Here is a 24285-nt window from a genome sequence, read left to right as displayed (position 1 = left end):
TACAATGGCAATTTTGCCAGATTTCTGATGAAAAAACTCAGGAATCTTTAGTAAAGGGAAAGGAGCTTTTTCTTGAAAATCATCGGTTCACTTCCTGAAAATTCTTACTTCAATGATTACAAAGAGTGATCTCTTTTGAAGAAAGAAAAATCAGGAAACTCCAGAATACTCTCCTGGGTATTTTATGTAATGATTGAATAGTATGAGTGGTGGAGGCGGCGGGAGTCGAACCCGCGTCCAGAAAAGTTCGGCGTAAAACTTCTACATGCTTAGCTTCTTCCTGGTTTATCTCGCCCGAGCCGCCCTGAAGAGCACGACCGGATCAGGCCATCCCGCAAATTTTCGCCTGCTGGTTACGGGAGTTACCTTCAGACTATCCCGCTTTCTCGGCGCCCTTCACACCACCGCGGGAGGGCCGCATGAAGGACGTGGCTGCTTATGCAGCCAGCGCTAACTGATTGTCAGCGTTGTTTGTTTTTAGTTCCACGGATTAACGAGGGTGTGGAAACCTCGGCATGCCGTTTCCGCCTCTTCAGTTCTGTCGAAACCGTTTCGCCCCCTGCTTGCAATGGAAAATATAGCAGGGCCAGATGGACTAGTCAAGCACTCCAGCCTTTTTATTTCTTGACGGCGTTGCCATCGGCATCCAGATAGAGGACTTCGCCGAGATTCAACTCCCTGACGAGTGGTTCTATCTTCGCCACATCGCCGACAATCGTGACGACCATCTTATCCGGATGGATGTATTTCTGAGCAACCTGCTTTACATCCTCGTTCGTCACGGCATTGATTGCCGGTATGAATTTATTGAAGGTATCACCGGATAGGCTGAACTGCACCATGTTGGCTAAATGCCAGGTAATCTGGCTTGCACTCTCGAACCCCTGGGCATATCCCTTCGTGAGATTTGCCTTACCATCGATGAGTTCTTGCTCCGTCACAGGCATTGCACCTATGGCTCCGTTCAACTCCTTTATAATCTCAACAAGGGCCTCTTTGGTGAACTGCGTGTGGACCGGGGCAAAGACTGCAAAGGGACCGACTCCTTTTGTGTCAATGAACATGGAGCGTGCGCCGTAGGTGTATCCCTTGTCCTCTCTCAGGTTCATGTTGATCCGGCTCGTGAACTGCCCGCCTAGGATATTGTTCATCGTGAGAACTCTGTAGTAATCGGGCGAATTGCGCGTAATCCCCAGATTACCGCAGATGATGACAGATTGAGGAGCACCCGGCTTATCGATGAGGTATAATTTAGTTTCTTTAACTTGTTTCGCCTCCGGAATGGCTATCTTCTCAATCTTTCCGGGCTTCCAATCCTTCAGCACCGCTTCGAGCTTCGGCATGATCTCGGCTTCAGTGACGTCGCCGACGACGACAAGGGCAGCATTGTTGGGATGGAAGTAGTTCTCGTAGTACTTGACCAGATCTTCCCTTGAAATGGAGCTGATGGATTGCTCTGTCCCGCTACCTGTGAACGGCTGACCATAAGGATGATTTGCTCCATAGAGGGTCTTCAGGAACACTTTGAATGAGCTTGTGAAAGGTTCCATACGTTCCTTCATGATCCGACCAAGGTAGATCTTTCTTTTTCTTTCGAGTTCATCCGAGGGGAAGAGCGGATTGATGATGATGTCGCTGAAGATCTCGAGAGCTTTGTCGAGATGCTTCTTCAACGTATCCATCCCGACATAACTAGCGTCAAAGAAGGAATTCGTGGAGACGGTGGCTCCGATCTTCTTCAAATCTCCGGAGATCTCAAGGGCATTTCTCGACTTCGTCCCCTCGTCCTGTAATTCTGATGTAAGACTGGAAACACCCGGTTTATCCTTCGGATCTGCGACCCAGCCGGCATTGACGACTAAGGCCATGTTCACTATTGGAAGCTCATGGTGTTCGGCAAGGATGACCTCGAGGCCGTTCGATAGCTTCTTCCTCTTGAATTCCGGAGCCCTGAACAGCGGCTCCGCAGCTTCTGCTGGCAACTTGCTTCTATCCGTTTCCATTGTTTTAGACTTTGGCTCTCCATAAGGGACAGCATAGAGGATGACTCTACCATTCGGGTCGAGATATTTTTCAGCGACTCTCCTCACATCTAACGGAGTTACCTTTGTATAGCGCGCAAGGTCCTGCTGGATGTAATCCGGGGTTCCAATAAATGTGTTGTACTGGTTAAGCATGTCTGCCTTACCACCGAAGCCGCCGACGTACTCGATCCGGTGGATGAATCCTGATTCGATGCTGCTTTTTGCTTCGGCAACCTCTTCCTCGGAAGGGGGGGTTGTGCGGATGAGCTTCAACTGTTCCTCGATAGCTTTCTCAAGCTCTTCCAGTGTATGGCCAGGCTTGGCGGTCGCTACTATCCGGAAGTTGCTTCCGATCTCGCGGGAATCCTGGTAAGCCCACACTTCCTGAGCGATCTGTTTGTCATAGACCAGTTCTTTGTAGAGCCTCGATGTCTTGCCGCTGGACAGGATGCTGGCAAGTATGTCGAGCTCCGCATCATCGGGAAGATACATGGGCGGCGTGTGCCATGCCATATATATCCGCGGTAGCGAGACCCTGTCTTCCATGATGATCTTCCTTGTTTCCTTCAGTTCCGGAACCCATGTTGTGAGACGCGTTATCGGTGGTCCCGGCGGTATGCTGGTAAAGTATTTCTCGACGAGATCCTTCGCCTGAGCCGGATCGAAATCCCCGGCGATGACGAGGCTGGCATTGTTTGGGGCGTAGTACTGCTTGAAGAATTCCTGGACATCTTCCATGCTGGCATTTGTCAGATCTTCCTGACTGCCGATGACCATCCAGGAATAAGGATGGTTTGACGGATATAAGGCTTCCAGAAGATACTCTTCGGAGCGATAGTAGGGCTGATTTTCTAATCCCTGCCTGCGCTCATTTTTAACGACGTCGCGCTGGTTATCTAGCTTCTCCTTCGTCATGGCAGGAAGGAGGAAGCCCATCCTGTCCGCCTCGAGGAAGAGAGCCAGTTCAAGGTAGTTGCTTGGAACATTCTCCCAGTAATTCGTCCTGTCCTCGCTCGTCGAACCGTTCGCATCGCCTCCCACCTTTTCGAGAGGAGCAAAGTACTCTCCCGGTTGATGTTCGGAGCCCTGGAACATCATGTGTTCGAAGAGATGAGCGAATCCGGTTCGGCCTCTCTTCTCGTTTTTGGAGCCCACGTGGTACCAGACGTTGACCGTCACCATCGGAACGGAATGGTCCTCATGCAGGATGACCTGAAGACCATTATCGAGCACATACTTCTCGAACTTGATCTTCGGCACATCCTGAGCCATGGCAAATGGAAAAAGAAACGCCATGAGAAGAAATGCTGAGAACGATAAGTGCACAAGCTTTCTCTTCATACTGTCCTCCTGCAAAAATTTACGATAGTTAAAAAAACAGATATTATATTACGATTTTTCTGCTTCGATTGTTTCCTGTTTTTTCGAAACGAGGCCGATCTCACGCCGCAAGTTTACAAAATCCTGCTATGGATTCGTTCCTATTTCTTTGCAGACCAGTCTGTCGAGAAGTTCTCCGATCTCAGTGCCGAGCCCAAGGCTGCCGCCTACGAGCAGGCCGAGGATGGCGTTGGAGATTATTTCGGTGACAGGGATTGGCTTTGTGATGGGTATATGTATGAGGAATGTCTTCACAATGTAAAGGATAGCCAGAGCGATTCCTAAAAGCAGAAACTTGCCAATGGGCAATCTCTGAATCTTGGCTTTGAAAAGGCATCCCATTCCAAAGATCGTGTATCCTGCGCCCATGTACCAGAGCATGTAAAACAGGATCGCCGCGAGGGGGAGCTTGAGGATCAAAAGAGGTCCAACCATCAGAATTAAAAGGACCAAGATAAAGATGGCAGCAACCCAGGCCCGGTATAATCGCACGAGTGCAAGGATGATGGCACCTGTCATTCCAAGGCTAATGAAATGAAAGCAATTATTCGTTGTGGAGAGTATGTCCTGGCCGTACACGGAGAAACCGACGATGATGCTCACAATTACGCCAAAGACAAAATAAAGGAGAGCCGTCAATAACTTTCTCATTCTCATCCTCTCGAATTTTAGAAATATTACGCGATTTCCAGGAAATAAACAAGATTCAGCCACAGCTCGCCGTGGAAAACTTAGAACGGTCGGACCGGCCTTTTCATCTTTGTGGCTCAATGATGACCTTAATGCATTCCTTAGCCTCGGCAACCAGCTCGAAACCCTTAGCTGACTCAGCCAGGCTCAACCTGTGGGTGATCATCTCGCTAACATGAACTCTTCGAGAACTAATCAGCTCTATGGCGGTCTCTATGTCGATGGGACAGCCTGCATAGGAAGTCACTATACTCATTCCTGAATGCCAGATATTCCAGAACGGAAGGGGGACCTCGACTTCTGGCCGGGTCGGAGCGAAGAGGAGAATCGTGCCGCCGCGATCGGCTGACTTCCATGCCTGAGCAATGGCCGACATGGCGGCCGTACACAGAATGACGAGATCGGCAAGCCGACCCCCGTTCATTTCTTTAAGTCTTATCGGCACATCCTCTTCTGCCGGGATTACCCCATCGGCGCCGAATTGCCTTGCGTATTCCAATCGATATCCACTGATATCGGTCGCGTAAATTCTTCCAGCACCCAGAGCGCGTGCCAGTTTGAGATGCAGAAGACCCGAAATGCCGCTGCCGATGATCAGGACGCTCTGCCCCGGCTTAAGGTTTGCGCGCCTCTGTCCCCTGACACAGCAGGCCAGAGGTTCGATAAAGGTGCTTTCCTCATACGAAACCTCATCCGGGATGAGAAATACTCCGCGATCTACATTGATCTCCGGGACTCGGATGTACTCGGCAAATCCACCGGGGTCGAAGTTGGTGGTGCGGAGAGTATCACAGACTGAATGATGGCCGTTCAAGCAGTAGTGGCATGTGTTGCATGGAACATGATGGGATACGAAGACCCTATTTCCCTTCTTGAACCGTTTCACATTCTCACTGACTGAGACGATCTCTCCAGCGATCTCGTGTCCGAGGACGAGAGGAGCTTTCCTGATCCGGTACCATTCCATAACGTCGCTTCCGCAGATGCCACTCGCAATTACCCGGACGAGAAGCTCTCCTGGCCCGACCCGGGGAACCTCGATCTCCTCGATGCGCACATCTCTATTGTTGTAATACATCGCCACGCGCATTCATTTTCTCCTTTCCTTTCTTCCCAATGAGAGGAGAAGAATTGATCTTTTTCAACACCTCTTATTTTGTAGAATCTTTGAGGCTGTTGAAAAGCTTTTGAGCCTCTTCGAGGGACGTATTCTCATGGACGATAGCCCTGATGGTTTTGATCATGGCCACAGGGTACCTGGACTGCCAGATGTTCCTGCCCATATCAACTCCAACAGCTCCTTTCTTTACTGCTTCGCTGGCTATTTTCATGGCATCGTGTTCTGTCTTCAGTTTGGGTCCGCCGGCTATGACGAGCGGCACAGGACATCCCTGCACAACTTCTTCAAATCCATTGCAGTAATAGGTCTTCACGAAATGTGCTCCGAGCTCGGCTGCAATCCGGCAGCAGAGAGAAAGGTAGCGAGCATCCCTCTTTTCCAATTCTTTTCCGACAGCAGTCACGGCAAGAACCGGAATCCCGTATTCCTCCCCAAAGCTTACAAGACGAGAGAGGTTGATCAGGGTCTCGTGTTCATGATCCGTTCCCACAAAGATGGAAAGGGCCACTGCAGTTGCATTCAGGCGGATCGCCTCTTTCATAGAGGTCGTGATCCCCTCGTGGGAGAGATCCTTGCCTATGATGCTCGTTCCTCCTGAGACTCTGAGGACAATCGGTGTTGGGGTGGTCCTTTCCACAGATGTACGCAGGATTCCTCTCGTTACCATGAGAGCATCGGCATAGGGAAGCAGCGGCTCGATTGTCTTGCGCGGTTTCTCCAGTTTACTTAAAGCACCCAGAAAGTACCCGTGATCCACGGCCAGCATGACCGTTCTACCCGTATCAGGCCTGATGATCCTGGATAACCGATTCTTCAATCCCCAATCCATGTTTGAACATCCTCCTTTCTTGTTTTATGCAATCAGTTAAAGCGAGAAGCGCAGATTTTTGAGTTTTCATTCTATACCATCCTCCCACCCTTTTCCCTCCAATCATCTGCATCGTGCATTTGCTGCGCCTCGCAACAGTCCAATCCCTTTATAAGAAGAGAGGGAGAGCCTATCGAGCCTCCCCTGAAACTGAATCTAAGATCTGTCCCGACCTCCAGAATATTTTTAAAAAGGTTCATCAGTTTTCCTCGCAGGAAAAAATTTCGATAGGGCGAAACTATTCTTCCATCTTCTACGAGAAAGCCTGACCCTGAAAACAGGACCTCTCCTTCTGTCTCCAGACTGGAAAAAGGTGTGATGGAAAAAAGATATAGACCTTTTCCTATTCCTTTTAGCATCTCCTCAGGTTTGCTTTTGCCAGGCTTAATGTACAGATTGGTTGGGCCTAAAGTCGGCCTATCCATATAGGAAGCTCTGACCATGCTCTTCAAACAATTAACGATATTTCCCTCATCTATAACCGCCGTTTTTTCAACAGGAAACCCAACGCCATCGAATGGGACACTACTTAAACCCCTGGGCATGGCAGGATCATCAACTATAGATAATTTATCAGATAAGGAGTCATTATTGAAGAGGATGGCGCTTCCTTTGTTCAAGCACCTTTTATTCACTGAGCCCACGCTATCTCTTCTATAGTTCTTAGAGGAGCCAATGAGATAAGGAATGATCAGTTTTAGCAGCTCTGCTCCTGCCTGTGGAAAAAACATGACTTCATCGCATCCCGTAGAAACAGAACTGGCTTGCTTATTAGAAATCACTCTGCCATCGCATGGAAAACTAACAATCTCTTTAAGAATCGTATCAATATTTAAATCATAAAAAGAGCAAGAGGCGTAGTCAAAGCTCACATTTGATAATCCATTTATCTTTTCCTCAATCACTGATTTATTTCCAACTACTGCTTTATTATCAAACACGGGACTTTCTTCGGGATTCAATCTGACAGTTAAGGCTGTGCAAGCTGTTGTCCTTTCATAAGTTCCGTGAAAACCTTTACTGTTAAGAAGAGTGATGGAGGAGAAAGAGGTCAGGAGCTGACAATGATCCAGTTGCATGGACTTTTTTCTCTCCTCAAAGAGATCGATTAATTTATTGATAAAAGCTTCTCTTTCCTCATGAGAAAGGCTTGCCGTTCTCCTGCAATAGATGCCTGATCGATTGCAACTCACTGTATTTGCAGGGAGCATGCTCAGATCTTCCCGATCATCCCCATCACTCTTCTTCCATCCTTGTTGCAATTGCTCTATTAGCTCCGGGATATTCTTTCTGCATCCTGAAAAGTGATGAAAGCGTTCATCTCCTTTTTCGTTCCAGACTCGAATTGCAGTTCCATATTCCAACGTGTCTGAGGTTTGAATTATTCCGGTCCTGTTGAATTGAACAAGCGATGTCCTGGAATCTTTGTATAAGATTTCAACAGCATTAAAAGTTTTGCTTAGAGGCTCCAGGATTTCAAATAAAATTTTCATTTCAGGTTCCGCATAAGTCCTTCCAGTTACCGTTATCAATTTTTATGAATGATCAGGCTCGCAGAATTTTCCTCGTTTATTATTATGCCGGATACAGTTGAACCGACGCTATTCTAATCGTCGGCGTGCCGACAGTGGTTGGTAATGCCTGACCACCCTTTGTACAGACTAGACCTGTTATATCAAACGTCAGATCGCTTCCGATGAGGTCGATCGATCTTAGAATATCAACGGCATTCCCGTAAACCAGTGCTCTTTTTATAGGGGATACGGTCTTTCCATTTTCGATCGTATATCCTTCGGTCAGATGGATGCAAAATTTTCCCGATGATCCATCAAGATAAGCATCTCCAAATCTTTTTCCGTATATCCCTTTTCTGGTTCTCTTCAAGATCGATTCCGGATCCATCTTTCCAGGGTCGACATAAATGGCACTCATCCTCGGAAGCGGCGTTTCTCTGAAGGATTGCCTTCTTCCATTTCCTGATGGTTCCTCATTCCTCTTCCTCGACGTCGTCAGACTGTGCAGCAAATTAAGAAAACGGCCTCTATCTATGATAGACTTCTTCTTTCCTTCCATCCCTTCATCATCAAACCTGTAGTTTCCTCTCTCCATGCAGGCGGGATCATCATGGATTGATAGATGCTCTCCAAAATCCTGTCCATGAAATTTGTCGAATCGACTTGCAACAAGCGGGTTATCCGCCTCGAAGAGATGACCTGCGGCCTCATGGATCAATACTCCTCCTGCACCGGGAGCCAGGACAAGGGGGGTCTGTCCCTGAGGAGCATTGATTGAGTCCTTCTTGTTCAACCATTTTTCCTTCAAATTCTGGCACAGCCTGCCGGGGTCTATACGCTCGATGAGGCTCTCAGGAGCAGAAAAGCTCTCGCTAGCTTCGGAAAAAATCCTGTCATCTCCTGATCTTGCAAGAACGGACATTCTGAACAGAGCCGCCTTTCTTGAATCCTCAACGAACTCTCCGCGGTAGCTAATAATCCTCACTTGCTGACGGTAAAACGAGGCCGAGATCATATAAGAAAAACAATCTTCAAAATTTTCTCTAAGGAGCGACTCCGCCATCAGAACGATGGGGTGAATGCGCGCTGCGAGCTCCATTGCTTTTTCAGATCTCACTCCAGCATCGTTCGATCCTTCTCCACCCGCATCCCCTGATTTTTTCTTTTCCGGGTCCGAACCCAACGAAATGCTTCCTGTTCTCGCGGATGCGTATTCTCTGATGCTGTTCGATGCCTCGATGAGGTCTTTCTCTTCAGGCAATTCCAGATGGATGTTGGAACAGCGGCCGTCTTTAATCAGGCGAAGCGCTGCTCCTTCCATGGTTCCATATGAAGGAAGCAGTCCTCTCTCCGACGAGAGCGTCAGGCGAAAATCCTCCCTCCATTCATGGAAAATGTCGGCAAGCTCGCCGCCGTCCCTTAAAAGGTTCGCGTGAATTTTTATCAGGAGGTCTTGGTTTACCATCATCCCTCGCTAGATTCACAAATTTTATGTGGCTCCCCGCTACAGGTCAACATATTTCTCGCCGAATTTATGAATTGCTTTTCAGAATTTTTAACATTATCATTTAACTCTTGAAACACGATGGCAAATGGATTATTTTTTATAGGTGAATAGATGGTCGTTAGGGGGCAGAGAGCCGATCAATCCCTTATTTTCGTTAATCTTTAAAAGCAGGGATTGAAGATGCCGAAAAGTAAAATCCTTTTAGCCGATTACGAACCGCGAAGCATCAAGAAGATAAAAGAACTCCTCGCCGGTTTCGATTGTGAGATAAAGGTCGCTCTTAATGGGATAGCTGCGCTTGAACTATTCAATGAGTTCAAACCAGATGTCGTCCTCATGGAGGCCATGCTGCCCAGGAAGCACGGCTTTGATGTCTGTCTCGAGATCAAGAAGAGCCCGCATGGCAAAAGGATCCCAGTCATCATAGCAACCAATGTCTACAAGGGAAGGAAGTACAAAAACCAGGCAATGCATGTCTACCGATGCGATTTCTATATCGAGAAGCCATGCCCTGACGAAGTCCTTCTTGACGTCCTCAAACAATACCTGCCGGAAGTAAAGAGAGAAACGCCAAAGTCCGAGAAAAGGGAACCCGGGCAAGTTATCCCTGGAGAACAGGATGAGAGAGCCACGATAACGAATTCAAAAAAACCTGAGATTCTAGAAGAGCTCGAGAAAGAGATCGAATCAAAGGTTGATGAAGTCCTGACCCTTTTTGCAGCCGACACCACGCCTCATATACCAAGACAGGAAGTCTCAAAAGGGGCAAAAGAAAAGATCTCGGAAAAAAAAACCGTAAGTAAACTAGACCTGCAAGAGGAGGTGCTGCCGGAGCCTGAAGAAAAATCGCAGAGTGTTCCGCCAATCGAGACACAGGCGGCAGAGATTCCCCTTCCAGAAAAACCAGAGAAAACCATCCCTGCTAAACCTGCCCTGCAAGAGATATTTCAAGCCCCTGAGATCCATCCACCCGAAAGCAAAGTTGCAACATCAGCACTCGAAATTTCCCCCTGGGAAACGCCATCCGAACCTGCTTCAAGGCGACAGCCGATTAACTTCAAAATGGCTATTATAGGCGCCGCTGGAATCATCTTTCTCGCGATCCTGATCGTTTTTTTTCCTCTATTGACAGGCAAAGACAGAGAAGAAAAAAGGACCAAAAGAGAGCCTCCTCCCATGAAGGACCAGCAGGAGGAAAAAGCTGCTCTCCCCGAGAAGGCTCTTTCGGTTAAGCCCGTACTTCAGGAGAAGCCAGTTTTTGAGCAGGTTGCCCAGGTTCAACCCTCCAAGAAGCCTGTTACTCAGGAGCCGCTCACCCAAGAACCGGTTCTCAGGGAGACGGAGAAACCTCAGCAAGCTGAAATGAAAACCATCGCTACCAGAACAAAGCCTGCCGTTGAACCCCGGCCAGCGCCGGCGGCTTCCCCGAAATCGGAAAAGAAAACATCAGAAGTTCCTGAAGAACCAATAATACCACCGTCTCCGATGCCACCAGTCGAGATTTCACTTCCTTCCAAACAGCCTGAAGTCAAGGAAGAAGTCGAAAAAAGTGAAGAACCTTTGATCTCAAAACCTCTTGAACTCCAGCCAAAACCTGCTATGGAAAGAGAGCCGGAGCCAGTTCAGAGCGCAAGAATTCAGGAAGGGGATGTCGTTGACTATGCTCTGCTGGACAGAGCGCCGGGGTATCTTGCTCATGAGTTGCCCAATCTCCACTTGCGTGGAAAACTCAAGGGAATTGCAGGCAACGTCGTTCTTCAGGTCTTAATAGGCACGAATGGACATGTTCAGGAGGTTAAGCTCATCAAAGGCCTAGAGCCATCTCTTGACGAAGCTGCCATTAATGCCGCAAAAAACTGGGTCTACCGTCCCCCGGAACGGCTCGGCATCAGGGTTAGAACCTGGAAGGCGGAATCCGTTCCCTTCCCCCCAAAATCCAATTAATTGGTAGTTGACTTGCGCATGCAGAAGGTGTATTCTAGCGGCTCGAAACTGATCTTTTAAAACTTATCCTCGCGCATAGGTACCGAAACTGAGTTAAAAAGGGAAAACGGTTAAAAGCCGTTGCGGCCCCGCCACTGTGAGCGGTACAAGCCTGATGCTGTTCCACTGGAGATTATCTGGGAAGGATTCAGGCAAGGTTTGATCCGCAAGCCAGGAAACCTGCCTATGTGATGCGGCGCGAGCTTCCGCGGGGAAGCGACCGACCGATCCAGGCAAAAAACCTCAGTTCCGGCTGAGGTTTTTTTTTGCCCTAAGCAGGTAAAGATGAAATTAAATTGTCACATCTTATTTTTTCGCTCTCATATCCACTCATTATCCGCAGCATTTTCTCTGGCCACGATCCTTCTGCTTATTCCCTGCTTCCAGGAACCCTCTTGGAGCGCTGAAAATCTCCTTGAAGAGCCTATGGGAGAGCCCGGAAAAGCTCCTGAAAGGATCGTTTCCCTGGCGCCTAACGTTACGGAGATCCTTTACGCTTTAGGTGCAGGCGGCAGGATTGTCGGCGTAACGAACTTCTGTAATTACCCCCCAGAAGCGCATCTCAAAAGAAGAATAGGTGGCTTTTCCAATCCGAATCTGGAGGTCATCGTCTCATTGAAGCCGGATCTCCTGATAGGGACTCCCAACGTGGGGAATAAAGAATCGATATTAAGGCTTAAAGAGCATTTCGGCTTTGAAACTCTTCTGATACGAGCGGAAACAATGGAGGACCTCTATGGATCCATCATCGAAATCGGAGAGGCCATTCATGAAAAAGAGAAGGGGGTTGACCTTGCCAGAAAGATCGAATCAGAAATGGAGTCGATCCGGAAAAAGGGAGTTTCGTCGATTCGCAAGAAGGTCTTTGTCGCTCTTAGCATCGATCCCGTAATCGCAGCTACACCACTTTCCTATCCCGGAGCCCTTGCCATGCTTGCCGGAGCCGACCTGATCCCATCCATTTCGCGAAACAGATCGATAGAAAAACCCTATCTCATCCTTAGCATGGAAGAGATAATCGACTCCGACCCGGACATCATCATCCAGACCTTGATGGATGCGGGCGATCAGAACGGAAAACGATCTCTTGAGCGTTTCTGGAGAAAATGGAGTTCTCTAACCGCAGTGAAAAATGACCGTGTATTCATCATCTCCGGGGATACCATTCTCAGACCATCGCCAAGAGCACCCGAGGGAGCCAGGCTATTAAACAAGCTAATTTATGGGACAGGAGCTAACGCTCGGCAAGGGGATGATACTGCAAAGCCTTGATTCGGAAAGATTGACTTTATGCAAAAACTGGAATCGGATAAGACGAAAGAGATCGATTGGAGGCGGGGATTCATCCTTGCCATCGGTATCGCCATTGTTACAATCCTTGCTTCTCTTCTTTCTCTTTCCCTGGGTCCTGCGCAGAGTTCAGTGCTAGATCTCTTCTCCGACTTTCAAGAAGAAAGAAGTCTGGCTATTGATATCATTTGCAGGGTTCGTCTGCCGAGGGTCATTCTGTCCATCCTCACGGGAGCCGCGCTATCCGTCTCAGGAGCCGCCCTTCAGGCTATCATGAGAAATCCACTTGCCGACCCTTACATTCTTGGTATCTCTGGAGGCGCCTTCTTCGGCACCTTCCTATTTTCACTTCTGTCAGGTGCGAACATGCTGCTTTCCAGTCTTGGAAGACCCTTCTCAGCCTTCTTTGGGGCCATCGCGACCCTTGTCATCCTCATCTATCTTTCCAGAATTAAAGGAAGAATATCATCCACCTCCCTTCTCCTGATCGGAGTCATCATCAATTCCTTCTTTACGGCTCTCATACTTTTTCTTTTAGCATTCACCGAATTCTCAAGGGTCCAGAGCAGCTTCTTCTGGATTGCAGGGAGCATAGGCTCCCCTGACTATTTATCTTTGATATTCGTTGCTATCTTCCTCATAACAGGGCTGCTAACGCTTTTGACCGTATCCCGAGCTCTCAACATATTATCTCTGGGAGAATCAACCGCCTTCAGCCTGGGAGTGGATGTCGAACGAGTAAAGCTTCTGTCCATCGTAGCCGCTTCCTTGATGACAGCCGCTGCGGTATCTTTTGCCGGACTCATAGGGTTTGTGGGCTTGATGATCCCGCATATTTTTAGGCTTATCCTCGGGCCCGACAACAGGATACTGCTTATCAACTGTGCCACAGGAGGAGCTCTTTTCCTTTTAGCCTGTGATACTCTTGGAAGGATCATCATGCCTCCCTCGGAAGTCCCGGCAGGAATAATGACAGCCATGGCCGGATGCCCCTTCTTCATCTGGCTCTATCTGAAAGAGAAAGGAGAAAAAATTGAAATCGATTGAAGTTGTGAATCTTGAATTTTCTTACAATTCTCTGCCGTTCTTCAGAAACTTCTGCTTGGCGGTCGAAAGGGGTGAAATTGTGGGGCTCATCGGCCCGAACGGCAGCGGGAAGACGACTCTAATCAATTTGATAAGAGGTTACCTTAGCCCTGATGAGGGTCAGATTCGCCTTTTCGGAAGAAACGCGGCTCAAATCTCCCGCGTCGAACTTGGCAGAATCCTTTCCCTTGTTCCACAGGAATCAAGCACGGCTTTTAATTTTACCGCCTATGAGATCGTGATGATGGGAAGATATCCCCACAAACGCTTTTTTCAGCCATCCGCTGCATCAAGTGATCACGATATCGTCATGGAAGCTCTCCGGTTCACGGATTCGGAACGATTCGCCCACCGCTATTTCAGGAGTTTAAGCGGCGGAGAGAAGCAAAGGATCATCCTGGCAAGAGCGATCGCCCAGCAGGCTGAGATCATACTTCTAGACGAGCCGACATCCTCTCTCGATATGAAACAGGCGATCAACATCTATAAAGCCATTGAAAGATTGAACCGAACAACGAAAGTAACCATTCTAGCTGCCACCCATGATATCCATCTTGTCCGCAAGTTTTGCCCCAGGATAGTCATGCTCAAAGATGGAGCTATCTATGGTGATGGTCCTCCCGAGGCTCTTTTTAGAAGTTCGCCACTGGAGAGGTTATACGATATCGAAACCTGACCCAGAAGATTTTCACTGTGCAGAAATGCGTGATAAAAGCCAAGAATATTGCAAAAGAAAATGTATGGAGGATTCATAATGAGAGAGAAAATATCTCTACTGATCATCACGATTGCTCTGTCATTCTCCATGGTTGCTCTCTCTGCGGAGGAGAGATCACCAGAAGAGGCTAAAAAGATCGCTTTTGAGGAAAAGGTCACTGTAACGGCCAGGCTCCCGGAAACGGAGGAGAGCCTCGAAAAGACTCCGGCTCACGTCACGATAATCACATCTGAGGAGATTGAAAATTCCGGGGCCAGCAGCATCCAGGAGCTCCTTGCTACCCAAGCTGGGATAATCTTCTTTGACGACGTCGGAAACAACGTCGAAACTACGATCGATCTGAGAGGTTTCAATGAGGGGACGGCAGCAGCCGTCCTTCTCGATGGGGTTCGGATCAACGAGCCTGATGACAACAGGGTAAATCTTGAGCAGATTCCTCTTTCTTCCATAGAGAGGATCGAGATATACAGGGGTTCCTCCTCCTCTACATTCGGAGCTGGAGCTCTTTCCGGAACCATCAATATCGTGACGAAAGATGTCCCATGGAACAATTTCCTCGACATAACTGCGTCTTACGGTTCCAACAGTAGTAGTAAAGGCTCGATTTCAGGTGGATTTCATGCCTGGAACTCCGGCTTCTTCTTGGATATTGGAAGAGAGACATCCGATGGCTTTCGTGAGAATAGTGAATACGCTTTTTCCCATATCTTTTTCAAGGCTGCCACATCTATGAAAAGAGCCGGGGATTTTTCTCTTTCCTTTTTGCATGATTCTGGAGAGCTCGGGGCTCCGGGCTCACTCACGGCTGAAGAGATGGAACGAGACCGATATTTCTCTCCCTACAACAAGGTGGATGGATGCGACGAGACGCTCGATCAGGTCACTCTCAGGATGGAAAGAAATCTCCAGAAAAAGCGCCATTTTTCCACAAATCTATACTTCAGGGAAAACTCGATCGATACTCTGACGACGGGAAGATGGCTCATCGGTTTCGAGACAAACAGCAAGATGAACTCCTCTGGTTTTATCTCTCAGTTTGATTCTCATCACACCCTGTGGGATAGAGACATTTCTCTGGCTTCTGGAATCGAGGCGATGACAAGCCGCTTTCAGGCGAAGGGGTATTTCACGGATGCCCAAGGAGAAAGGTTCTCCTCAAGCCCGGATTCATCCAGCAAGACCAGCCTTCGGAGAGCTGCGGCTTTTTTTCAGGCAACCATGAACTTGACTCGCATCGTTTCCATCCTGAGTGGCGCAAGATTTGACTATGAACATCTGAATTACGATGATAGGCTTCATCCCGGCAATGAAGGGACCACCAGATTCTCTGAGAAAAGTTTAAAAGCAGGAGCAAACATCAATCCTTCGGAAAAAACCGGGTTCTACGTTCTCTATTCTGAAGCCTTTCTCCCTCCAACGGTCTATGACCTCTTTGCATTCCCGCTGTTCGGCTCGAATCCAGATCTGGATCCCTCCAGAGCGCGAAATTACGAGTTCGGGATAAGAAAGCGATGGGGCGACTTTCTCCGCATGAATGCTTCCCTCTTCCGGATCGATACGGAAGATGAGATTGTATATGTCATGACTGACCCTCTCACTTTTACCGGACGAAACGAGAATGTGGGAAAGAGCAAAAGAATTGGGGTTGAGATCGTCTCCGAATTCAGCTTTTCAGGGATCCTTTCAGGCTTCTTCAGTTACAGCCAGATGAAGGCGGAGTTGCGCTCTGGCGAAAACCGCGGGAGGAGCATCCCCCTCGTCCCAGAGAAAAAAATCCTGGCTGGCTTTCTCTTGAAAGGGGGAAAGAAGAGAGACCTTCTCTTCAGCATGTCCGCCATGCATGTGGGGCGTGAGTATCTCACCGGAGACGAATCGAATACAATGGAGCCACTTGATCCTTACACAACCGTCAATGGCAGACTTTCAAAGGCATTCAAAAGATTCACGCTCTTCCTGGAAGGAAAGAATCTACTGAATGAAAAATATGAAACGCGAGGGATCACAAACGGCTTCGACCTCTTTTACACTCCCTCACCGGGTCGAACCATTTACACGGGCGCGAAACTCAGCATCAATTTCTAAAATCAGAGATATCGTTCAAAGCGAAGAGTCCGATGGCAAATTTTTAAAATCAGGCTATTGACTACATTGAGCAAATTGTTATAGACTAATATAAATTTTGTGAATAAGTTCACTAATATGAATTTTATTTGAAGGAGGAACTTATGTCTAAACTCAAGGAAAAGCTTTCACAACTGATACCAAAATGGAGGGATGAAGTAAAGAATCTTCAGAAAGAGCACGGCGAAAAGGTCATTTCCCAGGTGACGGTTTCACAGGCTTACGGCGGAATGAGAGGAGTCAAGAGTCTGGTCTGCGATACATCGGAAGTCCCGCCGGATAAAGGACTGATCATTCGCGGGAAACCGGTCAAAGCACTTGCCGACAAACTGCCGGAAGAAGCTCTCTGGTTATTGCTCACGGGAGAACTCCCCAGCGCCGAGGAGCTCAAGGACCTTCAGAGAGAACTCGTCGGCCGCAACAAGGTCCCCGATTACATATGGTCCGTGCTGAGAGCCATGCCAGCCGATTCGCATCCTATGGCCATGTTAAACACTGCGATTCTGGTCATGGAAAAAGAATCTGTTTTCCGCAAGAGATATGACGAGGGCATGAAGAAGGATCAGTACTGGGAAGCAATGCTTGAAGATGCTCTTAACATCATTGCGGTTCTTCCTGCGATAGCTGCCGGAGTCTATCGTATTCGCTTCAAGAAGGGAGACCTGATCAAGAGCGATCCGAAGCTGGACTGGGGTGCCGATTATGCTCACATGCTCGGCTTGCCGGATCCGAACGGCGAATTCACGAAGCTGATGAGGCTCTACCTCGTCCTGCACTGCGACCACGAGAGCGGCAATGTGTCGGCCATGACGACCGCCACAGTCAACTCTGCCCTTTCTGACCTCTACTACTCCCTGTCAGCCGGTTTGAACGGACTTGCTGGCCCACTCCACGGACTTGCAAATCAGGAATGCCTGGACTGGGTCCTTCAGACCATCAAGAAGTTCAACGGCGTCCCTACCGAAAAACAACTCAACGACTATGCCTGGGAGACGCTGAACTCCGGTAAGGTCATTCCTGGCTATGGCCATGCTGTCCTCAGGATCACCGATCCAAGGTTTGATGCCTTCCTGGCATTCGGGAAGCAGTACTGTGCTGGCGACCCTGTCTTCGAGACGGTCTCCAGAGTCTTCGACGTTGTTCCTAACGTCCTCAAGGAAGTGCAGAAGATCAAGGATCCATGGCCCAACGTTGACGCAGGTTCCGGCGCGCTGCTTTATCATTATGGTATGACTGAATTCCCATACTACACCGTCCTCTTTGCGGTATCCCGTGCAATGGGTGTCTGCTCTCAGGCAGTCATGGCTCGTGGAATGGGTCTTGCCATTACGAGGCCGAAATCGGTAACGACAACCTGGATCAAGCAGGAAGTGATCAAGCAATAAGAAGTTAAAGCGGACTATTCTCCTTCGATGATGCGGAGAGCTGAATTCAGCCTCTATGGACCGATGCGCAGGTCATAGGAACCATAGATCCCGCTGTCCGGCGCGTGGAAGACCTTTATGTAGAAAAGGTCCGTGCGAGGTGCCGTCCAGGCCAGGTACGATGATTCATCTCCATCCGAACGATTATCGTTGGCCCCGAGAAGCGTCGTCCCATCCGTATCGTAGATTTCAACAATCGTATTGGCATCACTCAACAGATTGATTGTTTCAATCTTATAGACGGTATTGTCAAAGGCCTGGAAGTAGAAATAGTCATCATCCGCTACCCCAATCCCGTCACGCTCTGGATCCGAGAAAAAGGTGAAATGGTTCAAAGAGCCATCGGCTTCGACGCGCACGGCTACGGAGACCGAGTTGTTTTCCTCAGCAGAATCCGGGAAGAATTCGATGAGGAACTGGCTGAATATCTGTTCCATTTCGGGACGGAAACCGTTGGCAATGCTCGGACTGAACCATCCATCCCAGAAGTCCTCAAGGGAAACATTCGCTGCCGTCGGTATGTAATCAGTCATGACCTCCCAGACATCACCATCCATGGCCGCCAGCAGATCATGGGACTCTTCCGTTCCCGTATCAAAATCCGGGGTGGTGGGCCCATCTATGATATCCCAGAGACAGTTTGCCACCCTTACCTCGTTGTCATCGCCATCACAGGAGACCTGGTTCTTTGTCTCATAATCAAACCAGCGAACGACGTGCCCGGGACCAGGGCCTCCATCTGTTCTCAAGTAAACGTTCGACTTATTGAAGGCATAATAGGCACGCGTGGCTCCCGCATAGAAACTGGCATAACCTTCCGAGAAAGCGAGGCGTATGTCTTCCTTGCAATCGAGAAAAGTGTGGCTCCCTCCCGGTGAATCGCTTTTAGAATAATGCGTTACGACATGGTGACCGAACTCATGAAGGATGACAGTGTCGTCATATCCCCCCGTGTTCCGGATATAAGCCCTGTTGTTGGAATAATATGAGTTGGTGATTCCTCCATCTAGAGCCCAGATAAAGGTGATCGCCTTATCAGATCCGGGTCTCGCCCCGTTAAGATACTTCAGGTAATCGATCCCACGGACTCCCGTATCGAAGATATTAAAAGCTTCGCCACCCTTCCCAATAACGGCAGAATATGTTCCGGCATTGATGTTGGCGTTAGGGTTGTGGTTTGAGTAATTGTTCGTCTTGATGGAATAGTATTTCGCGTTTCCAGAGGATTTATTCTTAACGCTGAGGAAGAGGTCTGAGATCTGCGTGGAGCTTGTGATGCAGCGTATAGCTACGGTCCGGATCTTTGTGTCAGGCACGGAGATGGAATAGTACCCATTGGCATCCGTGCTCCCCCTTGCCAGGACTGGCGATTTCTTCAGATTTACATCATAGACCTCCAGATCGGCAAAGCGTATTGGTAACTGAGGCTCGCTTCCGGTGAATCCCCCTTCGTCAAATTCCCTGTCCACATAGACGAAGCGTCCGCTGGCCGTCCAGTCAGCCAAGGTCAACGATGAAGAGGCAACCAGCAAAAATATTCCAGCAACGAAAAGATTCGATATTTTGTTCATGGCTGTCCCTCCTCTACCAGTTCTCCTATCCACTCCAGAGTGTTCTCCGTCTCTTCGGGGCCTTGCTCTTCCACACCATGCAGGACCCGTACGTATGCTTCCGTATCAAGCGTGCTATCAGCAGGTGAGACAGAGGTGGCTTTGAAGAAAAAGTCGAACACCCCTGTATGGTTCAAGTCGACACTCAACTCGATGTTCTTGGGAACTTTCTTGTGGAGTTTGACTTTTTTGCTCCACTTCCCTGGCATAGCTTCGATCGTAGCGCCAGCAGGGGGTTCACAGCTCAGTTCTACCTCTTCGAGGTCTCTCTCAGAGCAGGATACGACTGCGATAACGGCTCTGGCGGCTTCCCCGTCCGGTGTGATGTTGATCAGTTTAGCCATCACCTCTATGAGCGGTCTCGGTTCGCATCCATCGACCCTGCTTTCGATGGAGCCTGCATTATCCAAAGGAGATCGATGTTCCGATGGGACTCCAACGTCGATGGCGATCGGCACCAGCAGGAAAGCGCAGAAAAGAAAAATAAACAACACTCGCTTTTCCATACTTACACCCTCCTCTTATGAAATTGTTTAAGAAAAAACATCTTTTAAAGCTTGCCTAAAATGTACCGACAAATGTTTCCATGTCAACCTGTTTTTATAAAATTCGCTATGTCTTATCCAGAACTGTTGCTGCTGAACCATAAACCCGTAGTGATTGTCTGCTTGACGCATCTCCAGCGCTTTGTTAGCATTTATTTGCCATCTACGATTGTGAAATGAAAAGATCATCAAAAGTACGAAATCTCTCAGTTTTTGGTGTTCGTGATGGAGAATTTTTTGCTGCTTTGCTCCAATAACAGAGGGATTCTAAAGGCACAACTAAGGACTCCGCACGAAATATGGTCTGGTTCAAGAAAGAAAAGAAACAGAAGGCCCCGGTTGAGGAAAAGAGGCTTAAAGTCCCTGAGGGGCTGTGGATCAAATGCGAGAACTGCAAGGAGATAGTGTACAAAAAAGAAGTCATAAGGAACAGTAATGTCTGCCCCAAATGCAACTACCATTTCCGCATATCGGCGAGGGAAAGGCTGGAATCCCTCTACGATGATGGCGCCTACGAAGAGTTCGACCAGAACATCTCTCCTGTCGATCCTCTGGACTTCGTGGATACTAAATCCTACAAAGACAGGCTTGCTGAATACAAGGAAAGGACCAGCCTGAACGATGCCATCATTACCTCTCGCGGGAGGATCGGGGGCTATCTTGTGATCATCTGCGCCATGGAGTACGGGTTTATGGGGGGGAGCATGGGATCGGTCGTCGGAGAGATGGTTACTAAAGCGATTGAACGGGCGCTCGAAGAGAGAATCCCGTTGATAATAATATCCTGTTCGGGTGGAGCACGGATGCAGGAAGGGGTCCTCTCGCTCATGCAGATGGCCAAGATCAGTGCTGCCCTTGCAAGACTGGATGAGGAAAAGACACCCTTTATCTCGATCCTGACCGACCCGACGACGGGAGGGGTCACGGCATCCTATGCAATGCTTGGCGACCTCAATATTGCAGAACCGAAGGCGCTGATAGGTTTTGCCGGACCAAGGGTAATCGAGCAGACTATCCGTCAGAAGCTTCCGGAAGGATTCCAGCGCTCAGAATTCCTCCTGGAGCATGGCATGCTCGACTTCATCGTGGAGAGGAGCCAGATGAGGGACACCATCATCAAATGCCTCCGCTTCCTGGTGGGTCCTCTCTCTTCGGAGTCAAAAGGATGAATTCCCCAGCAGTCTCCTGAACCTCCAGTTTCTCCTTGAGCTCAACGGCCATACCTATGAAGTTCAACTCATTGACGATGATCAACGGTCTCGCCAATTCGCCGGCAAGCCGTACAAGCTCTTCTTCATTCCTCGCAAGCTCTACTTTTCTCCTTGAGTAAAAGACGAGACTGGGAATCTGATATCTGTAGCTGATCAGAGAAGATCCCTCGTATTTCCGGATGCTGCCTAGAGCAAGATCTCTGGCGCTCCGGATCTTTTGGATCTCAGGCATGGCAAAGAGATTCATCCCCATGAAAAACAGGATGCCGAAGACGACTGTAGAACCTGCCAGATAGCTCGATCTCAAGGATTGTGGAAGAACGATGTTCATTGCGATGAGAAGCAGAAAGAGGACGATTGTATAGAACGTGAAGAAGAGTAATGTCCTGAAGTCGGGGTGCCTTCCAAGGATCAAGAAGCCGGAAATTAGAAAGGCCAACAGGACAACGACCGCAATCAAAAAACCGCTGATCAGGAGCCAGTTCCTTTTTATGGCTTTTGCTTTCTCCATTGATCTATGCCACTCCGATGCGATGATTATGGAAGCTGGTGGAAGAGCCGGCAGGATATACCCCGGCAGCTTCGAGCCGCTGAAAGAGAAGAAGATTATCGGAATGGCAAACCAGATGAGAAGAAAGAGATCCTGTCTTCTTTCCAAGAAAGGGTCTTCACCCTGGAAGCTAAGCTTTCCAAGCGCGGAGCGGATCTTCCTGTATCCTGCCACGAAGAAGAAGGCAGACCAGGGAAAGAAGCCCGCAAGGAAGAGCGGAATGTAAAAATAGAAGGGCTGCGGATGATCGAAACCGATGAAATACCTCAGGGCCGTCTCTGTCTGAATGAGCGAAATGACGTTCGAGACTCCCACCTTTGCCATCAAGACAAACCCCCATGGCGCAACGATCGCCAGAAAAACGGCAAGACCTGCCAGCATGCTCTTCCATGAGAAAGGGGAGGATAAAGAGGATCGTTCGGGGACGAACAGGAACCTTCTCAATAGAAGATAAAACATGACGATGAGAAAAGGAAGAACCACTCCGACGGGACCCTTCGTCAGAAAGGCAAAACCAAGAGAAGCAAATAGCAGGATAACATGCAGACCTTTGCTCTGAATCCTGCTCGCCTCGGCCTTTAAAAAGAAATATATCAAAAGAGTGAAGAAAAAGAGGAGAACGACATCGAGTGTTCCAACTTTTGAAAAGACGAAATAGAGCAGATTGGTAAAGCAGATGAACAGTGAGAGGCTTCCAATCCGGTTACCATGAAGTTGTCCACATAGAAGCCTGGCTATGAGAAAGACCAGAAGAAGGCTCCCCAACCCAGCCATCATTGATGGAAGGCGGGCTGCGAACTCATTTACTCCGAAGAGAGAGTAAGAGATGATCTGGAGCCAGTAGAAGAAGATCGGTTTGTTTAGCCGCGGGGCGTAATTAAATATTGGAACTATGAAGCTCTTCTGCTCTATCATCTCCCGGGAAGCTTCCGCATACCTAGCTTCATCCGGATCCATCAGGGCAGAGTCCCAACTTCCATAGAAGGTGAGAATACCTGCCAGGAAGAACCCGGCCACAAGCAGCAGTCTAAGATTCCACTTCATCTTCATCAATTGCAACAGAATTCTATCTGAATCGGAGAGAGATATAAAGCTCTCGCAGAGAAATGAAGTAAGTATTGCACTAAATCAAATATTTACTATCTTATAATCTCTGCGATATTCATAAACTCTATGGATCACTCTTCCACAATGAAATGGCTTCACTCCCTCGAACGGTTCGGCATCAGACTGGGGCTCGAGAATATCTACAGGTTGCTCGAAGCTCTGGGCAATCCGCAGAATAGATTCGCCTCGGTGCTGATCGGGGGGACCAATGGAAAAGGTTCAGTGGCGGCCATGCTCCAGTCGATCCTGACTCGCTCGGGATACAGCACGGGACTTTACACATCTCCGCATCTCGTCCAGGTAGAAGAGAGAATCAGAATAGGATACGACAACATTTCGCGCCAGGAGCTTGAAGATGCGCTGCAAAAGGTTAAAGAGACGGCGGAAAGGCTCACCAAGGAAAAAACTCTTTCCGGGCATCCCACCTTCTTTGAAATTCTAACGGCGGTAGCCTTCGAAATCTTTGCCCTTCGGAAAATCAAAATCGGGGTCGTCGAGGTCGGCATGGGAGGGCAATTCGATGCCACCAACGTCTTATTGCCGGTCCTCTCCATCATCACGAATGTAAGCATGGATCACACCGATTATCTGGGAACGACCGTTGAAAAAATCGCCATGGAGAAAGCCGGAATAGTGAAAAGATATGGCATCCTGCTCACGGGCGAAACAAAAGGGGTGCCTCTCAACGTCTTTGCCGATGCATGCAAAAAGAAAAGATCTCTCTTGATAAACGCCCTCATTGATAGCGAATTTTCGTTAAGCTCCGATGGAACAGTCACAATCAGGACTGTCATGGATGAGTATAAGCACTTGAAGATACCGCTCGAGGGAGACCACCAGATAGAAAATGCCAGGATCGCCATCAGGGCAGCGGAGATCCTATCCGATAAAGGCTTCGCCATCAACAGAAGGAACATCGCAGAAGGAATAGAAAAGACGGTATGGGCTGGAAGGCTCGAGTGGGTTGCGGGGGATCCACCCGTTCTCCTGGATGGAGCCCATAACGTCGCCGGCATGAAGGTGCTCTCAAAATATCTGCGCACCTTGAAGCAACGGGGGAAGGAGATACGGCTCATTTTTGGAGCCATGAAAGATAAGGACATCGAGGGGATGATGAAGATCGTTCTCCCGCTGGCAGATTCTGTTTTTCTCGCTTCCCCCGAGATGGAAAGGGCCGCGACGCCCGACGACCTGCAATCCCTGGCCCGGAGATTCAACAATAATATCAGGAAATGCGAGAGCCTGAAGGATGCTCTCAGGGCGGCTTCGGAAAAAAGATCCTCCAGAGTGATCTCCATCAAGAGCAGGGAGCCGATGCAGGATGCGGTAATTTGCATCTGCGGTTCACTCTTCCTCGTCGGCGCTTTCAAATCCTTGCAGACTTGTTAAATAGCCAACGCTGGCTATTTAACAAGCTGCTTCAGAAACACCGCATTTATGAGGATCAGCGGCTGTGGTGATGGGTTGGCGTGGTGGCCTTGACTGTTACCGGTTCCTTGAAGCCGATTCTCTCCATCTTCCCCCATTTCCTTCTTCT

At 48.8% G+C, this 24285-nt stretch carries 17 protein-coding genes, 1 other RNA gene and 1 riboswitch; of the genes, 8 read left to right on the top strand and 10 right to left on the bottom strand.

All coding sequences use genetic code 11. The features are described 5' to 3' along the window. Positions 1–207: 207 nt before the first annotated feature. The 7 genes from ssrA to AB1756_07725 form a co-directional block, all read right to left on the bottom strand. Positions 208–560, bottom strand: a transfer-messenger RNA (tmRNA) gene (ssrA, locus tag AB1756_07755). A 57-nt stretch (positions 561–617) separates the two neighbouring features. Next, positions 618–3365 (bottom strand): pitrilysin family protein, encoded by a 2748-nt coding sequence (locus tag AB1756_07750; GenBank protein ID MEW5807220.1) that lies wholly within the window; start codon positions 3363–3365, stop codon positions 618–620. A 126-nt stretch (positions 3366–3491) separates the two neighbouring features. Next, positions 3492–4055 carry a hypothetical protein gene (locus tag AB1756_07745; protein ID MEW5807219.1) on the bottom strand — a complete coding sequence of 188 codons (564 nt, stop codon included), beginning with the start codon at positions 4053–4055 and terminating at the stop codon, positions 3492–3494. A gap of 103 nt (positions 4056–4158) precedes the next feature. Continuing rightward, a complete protein-coding gene (locus AB1756_07740) occupies positions 4159–5184 on the bottom strand; it encodes a zinc-dependent dehydrogenase (GenBank protein ID MEW5807218.1) in 1026 nt (341 codons plus the stop codon). 61 nt (positions 5185–5245) lie between these two features. After that, the gene (gene lsrF, locus AB1756_07735) at positions 5246–6043 is read right to left on the bottom strand and encodes a 3-hydroxy-5-phosphonooxypentane-2,4-dione thiolase (protein MEW5807217.1); all 798 of its coding nucleotides are present in this window, start codon (positions 6041–6043) and stop codon (positions 5246–5248) included. 71 nt (positions 6044–6114) lie between these two features. Beyond that, positions 6115–7575, bottom strand: a complete 1461-nt coding sequence (locus AB1756_07730) for a TldD/PmbA family protein (protein ID MEW5807216.1) — start codon at positions 7573–7575, stop codon at positions 6115–6117. A gap of 82 nt (positions 7576–7657) precedes the next feature. Further along, positions 7658–9064: a TldD/PmbA family protein gene (locus AB1756_07725; protein ID MEW5807215.1), complete on the bottom strand. Its 1407-nt coding sequence runs from the start codon at positions 9062–9064 to the stop codon at positions 7658–7660. Between the two features lie 219 nt (positions 9065–9283). Here AB1756_07725 and AB1756_07720 point away from each other — a divergent pair, with 219 nt between their 5' ends. From AB1756_07720 to AB1756_07695, 6 genes are all read left to right on the top strand, one after another. Further along, entirely contained in the window at positions 9284–11047 is a 1764-nt protein-coding gene (locus AB1756_07720; GenBank protein MEW5807214.1) for a TonB family protein, read from the top strand. Positions 11048–11107: 60 nt separating this feature from the next. Next, positions 11108–11289: riboswitch (cobalamin riboswitch) on the top strand. A gap of 223 nt (positions 11290–11512) precedes the next feature. After that, positions 11513–12358 (top strand): helical backbone metal receptor, encoded by an 846-nt coding sequence (locus AB1756_07715; protein ID MEW5807213.1) that lies wholly within the window; start codon positions 11513–11515, stop codon positions 12356–12358. Between the two features lie 18 nt (positions 12359–12376). After that, the gene (locus tag AB1756_07710; protein ID MEW5807212.1) at positions 12377–13423 is read left to right on the top strand and encodes an iron ABC transporter permease; all 1047 of its coding nucleotides are present in this window, start codon (positions 12377–12379) and stop codon (positions 13421–13423) included. Further along, complete coding sequence (locus AB1756_07705) at positions 13410–14138, top strand: ABC transporter ATP-binding protein (GenBank protein ID MEW5807211.1); 729 nt, start codon at positions 13410–13412, stop codon at positions 14136–14138. The genes AB1756_07710 and AB1756_07705 overlap by 14 nt, the downstream gene beginning before the upstream one ends. Positions 14139–14216: 78 nt before the next feature. Further along, on the top strand, positions 14217–16262 hold the full coding sequence (locus AB1756_07700; GenBank protein MEW5807210.1) for a TonB-dependent receptor: 2046 nt from the start codon (positions 14217–14219) through the stop codon (positions 16260–16262). Between the two features lie 143 nt (positions 16263–16405). Continuing rightward, a complete protein-coding gene (locus AB1756_07695; GenBank protein ID MEW5807209.1) occupies positions 16406–17686 on the top strand; it encodes a citrate (Si)-synthase in 1281 nt (426 codons plus the stop codon). Between the two features lie 53 nt (positions 17687–17739). Here the strand turns inward: AB1756_07695 and AB1756_07690 are convergent, their stop codons facing one another. After that, entirely contained in the window at positions 17740–19296 is a 1557-nt protein-coding gene (locus AB1756_07690; protein MEW5807208.1) for a hypothetical protein, read from the bottom strand. Then, positions 19293–19841: a hypothetical protein gene (locus AB1756_07685; GenBank protein MEW5807207.1), complete on the bottom strand. Its 549-nt coding sequence runs from the start codon at positions 19839–19841 to the stop codon at positions 19293–19295. Before AB1756_07685 ends, AB1756_07690 begins: the two co-directional genes overlap by 4 nt. A 338-nt stretch (positions 19842–20179) precedes the next feature. On the opposite strand from AB1756_07685, the gene accD reads away from it, so the two are divergent. Then, positions 20180–21049 carry an acetyl-CoA carboxylase, carboxyltransferase subunit beta gene (gene accD / locus AB1756_07680; GenBank protein ID MEW5807206.1) on the top strand — a complete coding sequence of 290 codons (870 nt, stop codon included), beginning with the start codon at positions 20180–20182 and terminating at the stop codon, positions 21047–21049. Here accD and AB1756_07675 read toward each other — a convergent pair. Further along, a complete protein-coding gene (locus AB1756_07675) occupies positions 20997–22685 on the bottom strand; it encodes a glycosyltransferase family 39 protein (protein MEW5807205.1) in 1689 nt (562 codons plus the stop codon). The genes accD and AB1756_07675 overlap by 53 nt on opposite strands. A gap of 147 nt (positions 22686–22832) precedes the next feature. On the opposite strand from AB1756_07675, the gene AB1756_07670 reads away from it, so the two are divergent. After that, entirely contained in the window at positions 22833–24137 is a 1305-nt protein-coding gene (locus tag AB1756_07670; protein ID MEW5807204.1) for a folylpolyglutamate synthase/dihydrofolate synthase family protein, read from the top strand. The last annotated feature ends 148 nt before the right edge of the window (positions 24138–24285 follow it).

The organism is Acidobacteriota bacterium (assembly GCA_040752675.1).
Taxonomy (GTDB): Bacteria; Acidobacteriota; Polarisedimenticolia; order JBFMGF01; family JBFMGF01; genus JBFMGF01.
Note: the sequence above shows the minus strand (reverse complement) of the source record. Positions and strands in the feature narration are given on the sequence as shown.

Excerpts from the sequence above, each read along its gene's own strand:
- AB1756_07750 (MEW5807220.1), bottom strand. The coding sequence starts at position 3,365 with ATGAAGAGAAAGCTTGTGCACTTATCGTTCTCAGCATTTCTTCTCATG.
- AB1756_07745 (MEW5807219.1), bottom strand. The coding sequence starts at position 4,055 with ATGAGAAAGTTATTGACGGCTCTCCTTTATTTTGTCTTTGGCGTAATT.
- AB1756_07740 (MEW5807218.1), bottom strand. The coding sequence starts at position 5,184 with ATGCGCGTGGCGATGTATTACAACAATAGAGATGTGCGCATCGAGGAG.
- lsrF (MEW5807217.1), bottom strand. The coding sequence starts at position 6,043 with ATGGATTGGGGATTGAAGAATCGGTTATCCAGGATCATCAGGCCTGAT.
- AB1756_07730 (MEW5807216.1), bottom strand. The coding sequence starts at position 7,575 with ATGAAAATTTTATTTGAAATCCTGGAGCCTCTAAGCAAAACTTTTAAT.
- AB1756_07725 (MEW5807215.1), bottom strand. The coding sequence starts at position 9,064 with ATGATGGTAAACCAAGACCTCCTGATAAAAATTCACGCGAACCTTTTA.
- AB1756_07720 (MEW5807214.1), top strand. The coding sequence starts at position 9,284 with ATGCCGAAAAGTAAAATCCTTTTAGCCGATTACGAACCGCGAAGCATC.
- AB1756_07715 (MEW5807213.1), top strand. The coding sequence starts at position 11,513 with ATGGGAGAGCCCGGAAAAGCTCCTGAAAGGATCGTTTCCCTGGCGCCT.
- AB1756_07710 (MEW5807212.1), top strand. The coding sequence starts at position 12,377 with ATGCAAAAACTGGAATCGGATAAGACGAAAGAGATCGATTGGAGGCGG.
- AB1756_07700 (MEW5807210.1), top strand. The coding sequence starts at position 14,217 with ATGAGAGAGAAAATATCTCTACTGATCATCACGATTGCTCTGTCATTC.
- AB1756_07695 (MEW5807209.1), top strand. The coding sequence starts at position 16,406 with ATGTCTAAACTCAAGGAAAAGCTTTCACAACTGATACCAAAATGGAGG.
- AB1756_07690 (MEW5807208.1), bottom strand. The coding sequence starts at position 19,296 with ATGAACAAAATATCGAATCTTTTCGTTGCTGGAATATTTTTGCTGGTT.
- AB1756_07685 (MEW5807207.1), bottom strand. The coding sequence starts at position 19,841 with ATGGAAAAGCGAGTGTTGTTTATTTTTCTTTTCTGCGCTTTCCTGCTG.
- accD (MEW5807206.1), top strand. The coding sequence starts at position 20,180 with ATGGTCTGGTTCAAGAAAGAAAAGAAACAGAAGGCCCCGGTTGAGGAA.
- AB1756_07675 (MEW5807205.1), bottom strand. The coding sequence starts at position 22,685 with ATGAAGTGGAATCTTAGACTGCTGCTTGTGGCCGGGTTCTTCCTGGCA.
- AB1756_07670 (MEW5807204.1), top strand. The coding sequence starts at position 22,833 with ATGAAATGGCTTCACTCCCTCGAACGGTTCGGCATCAGACTGGGGCTC.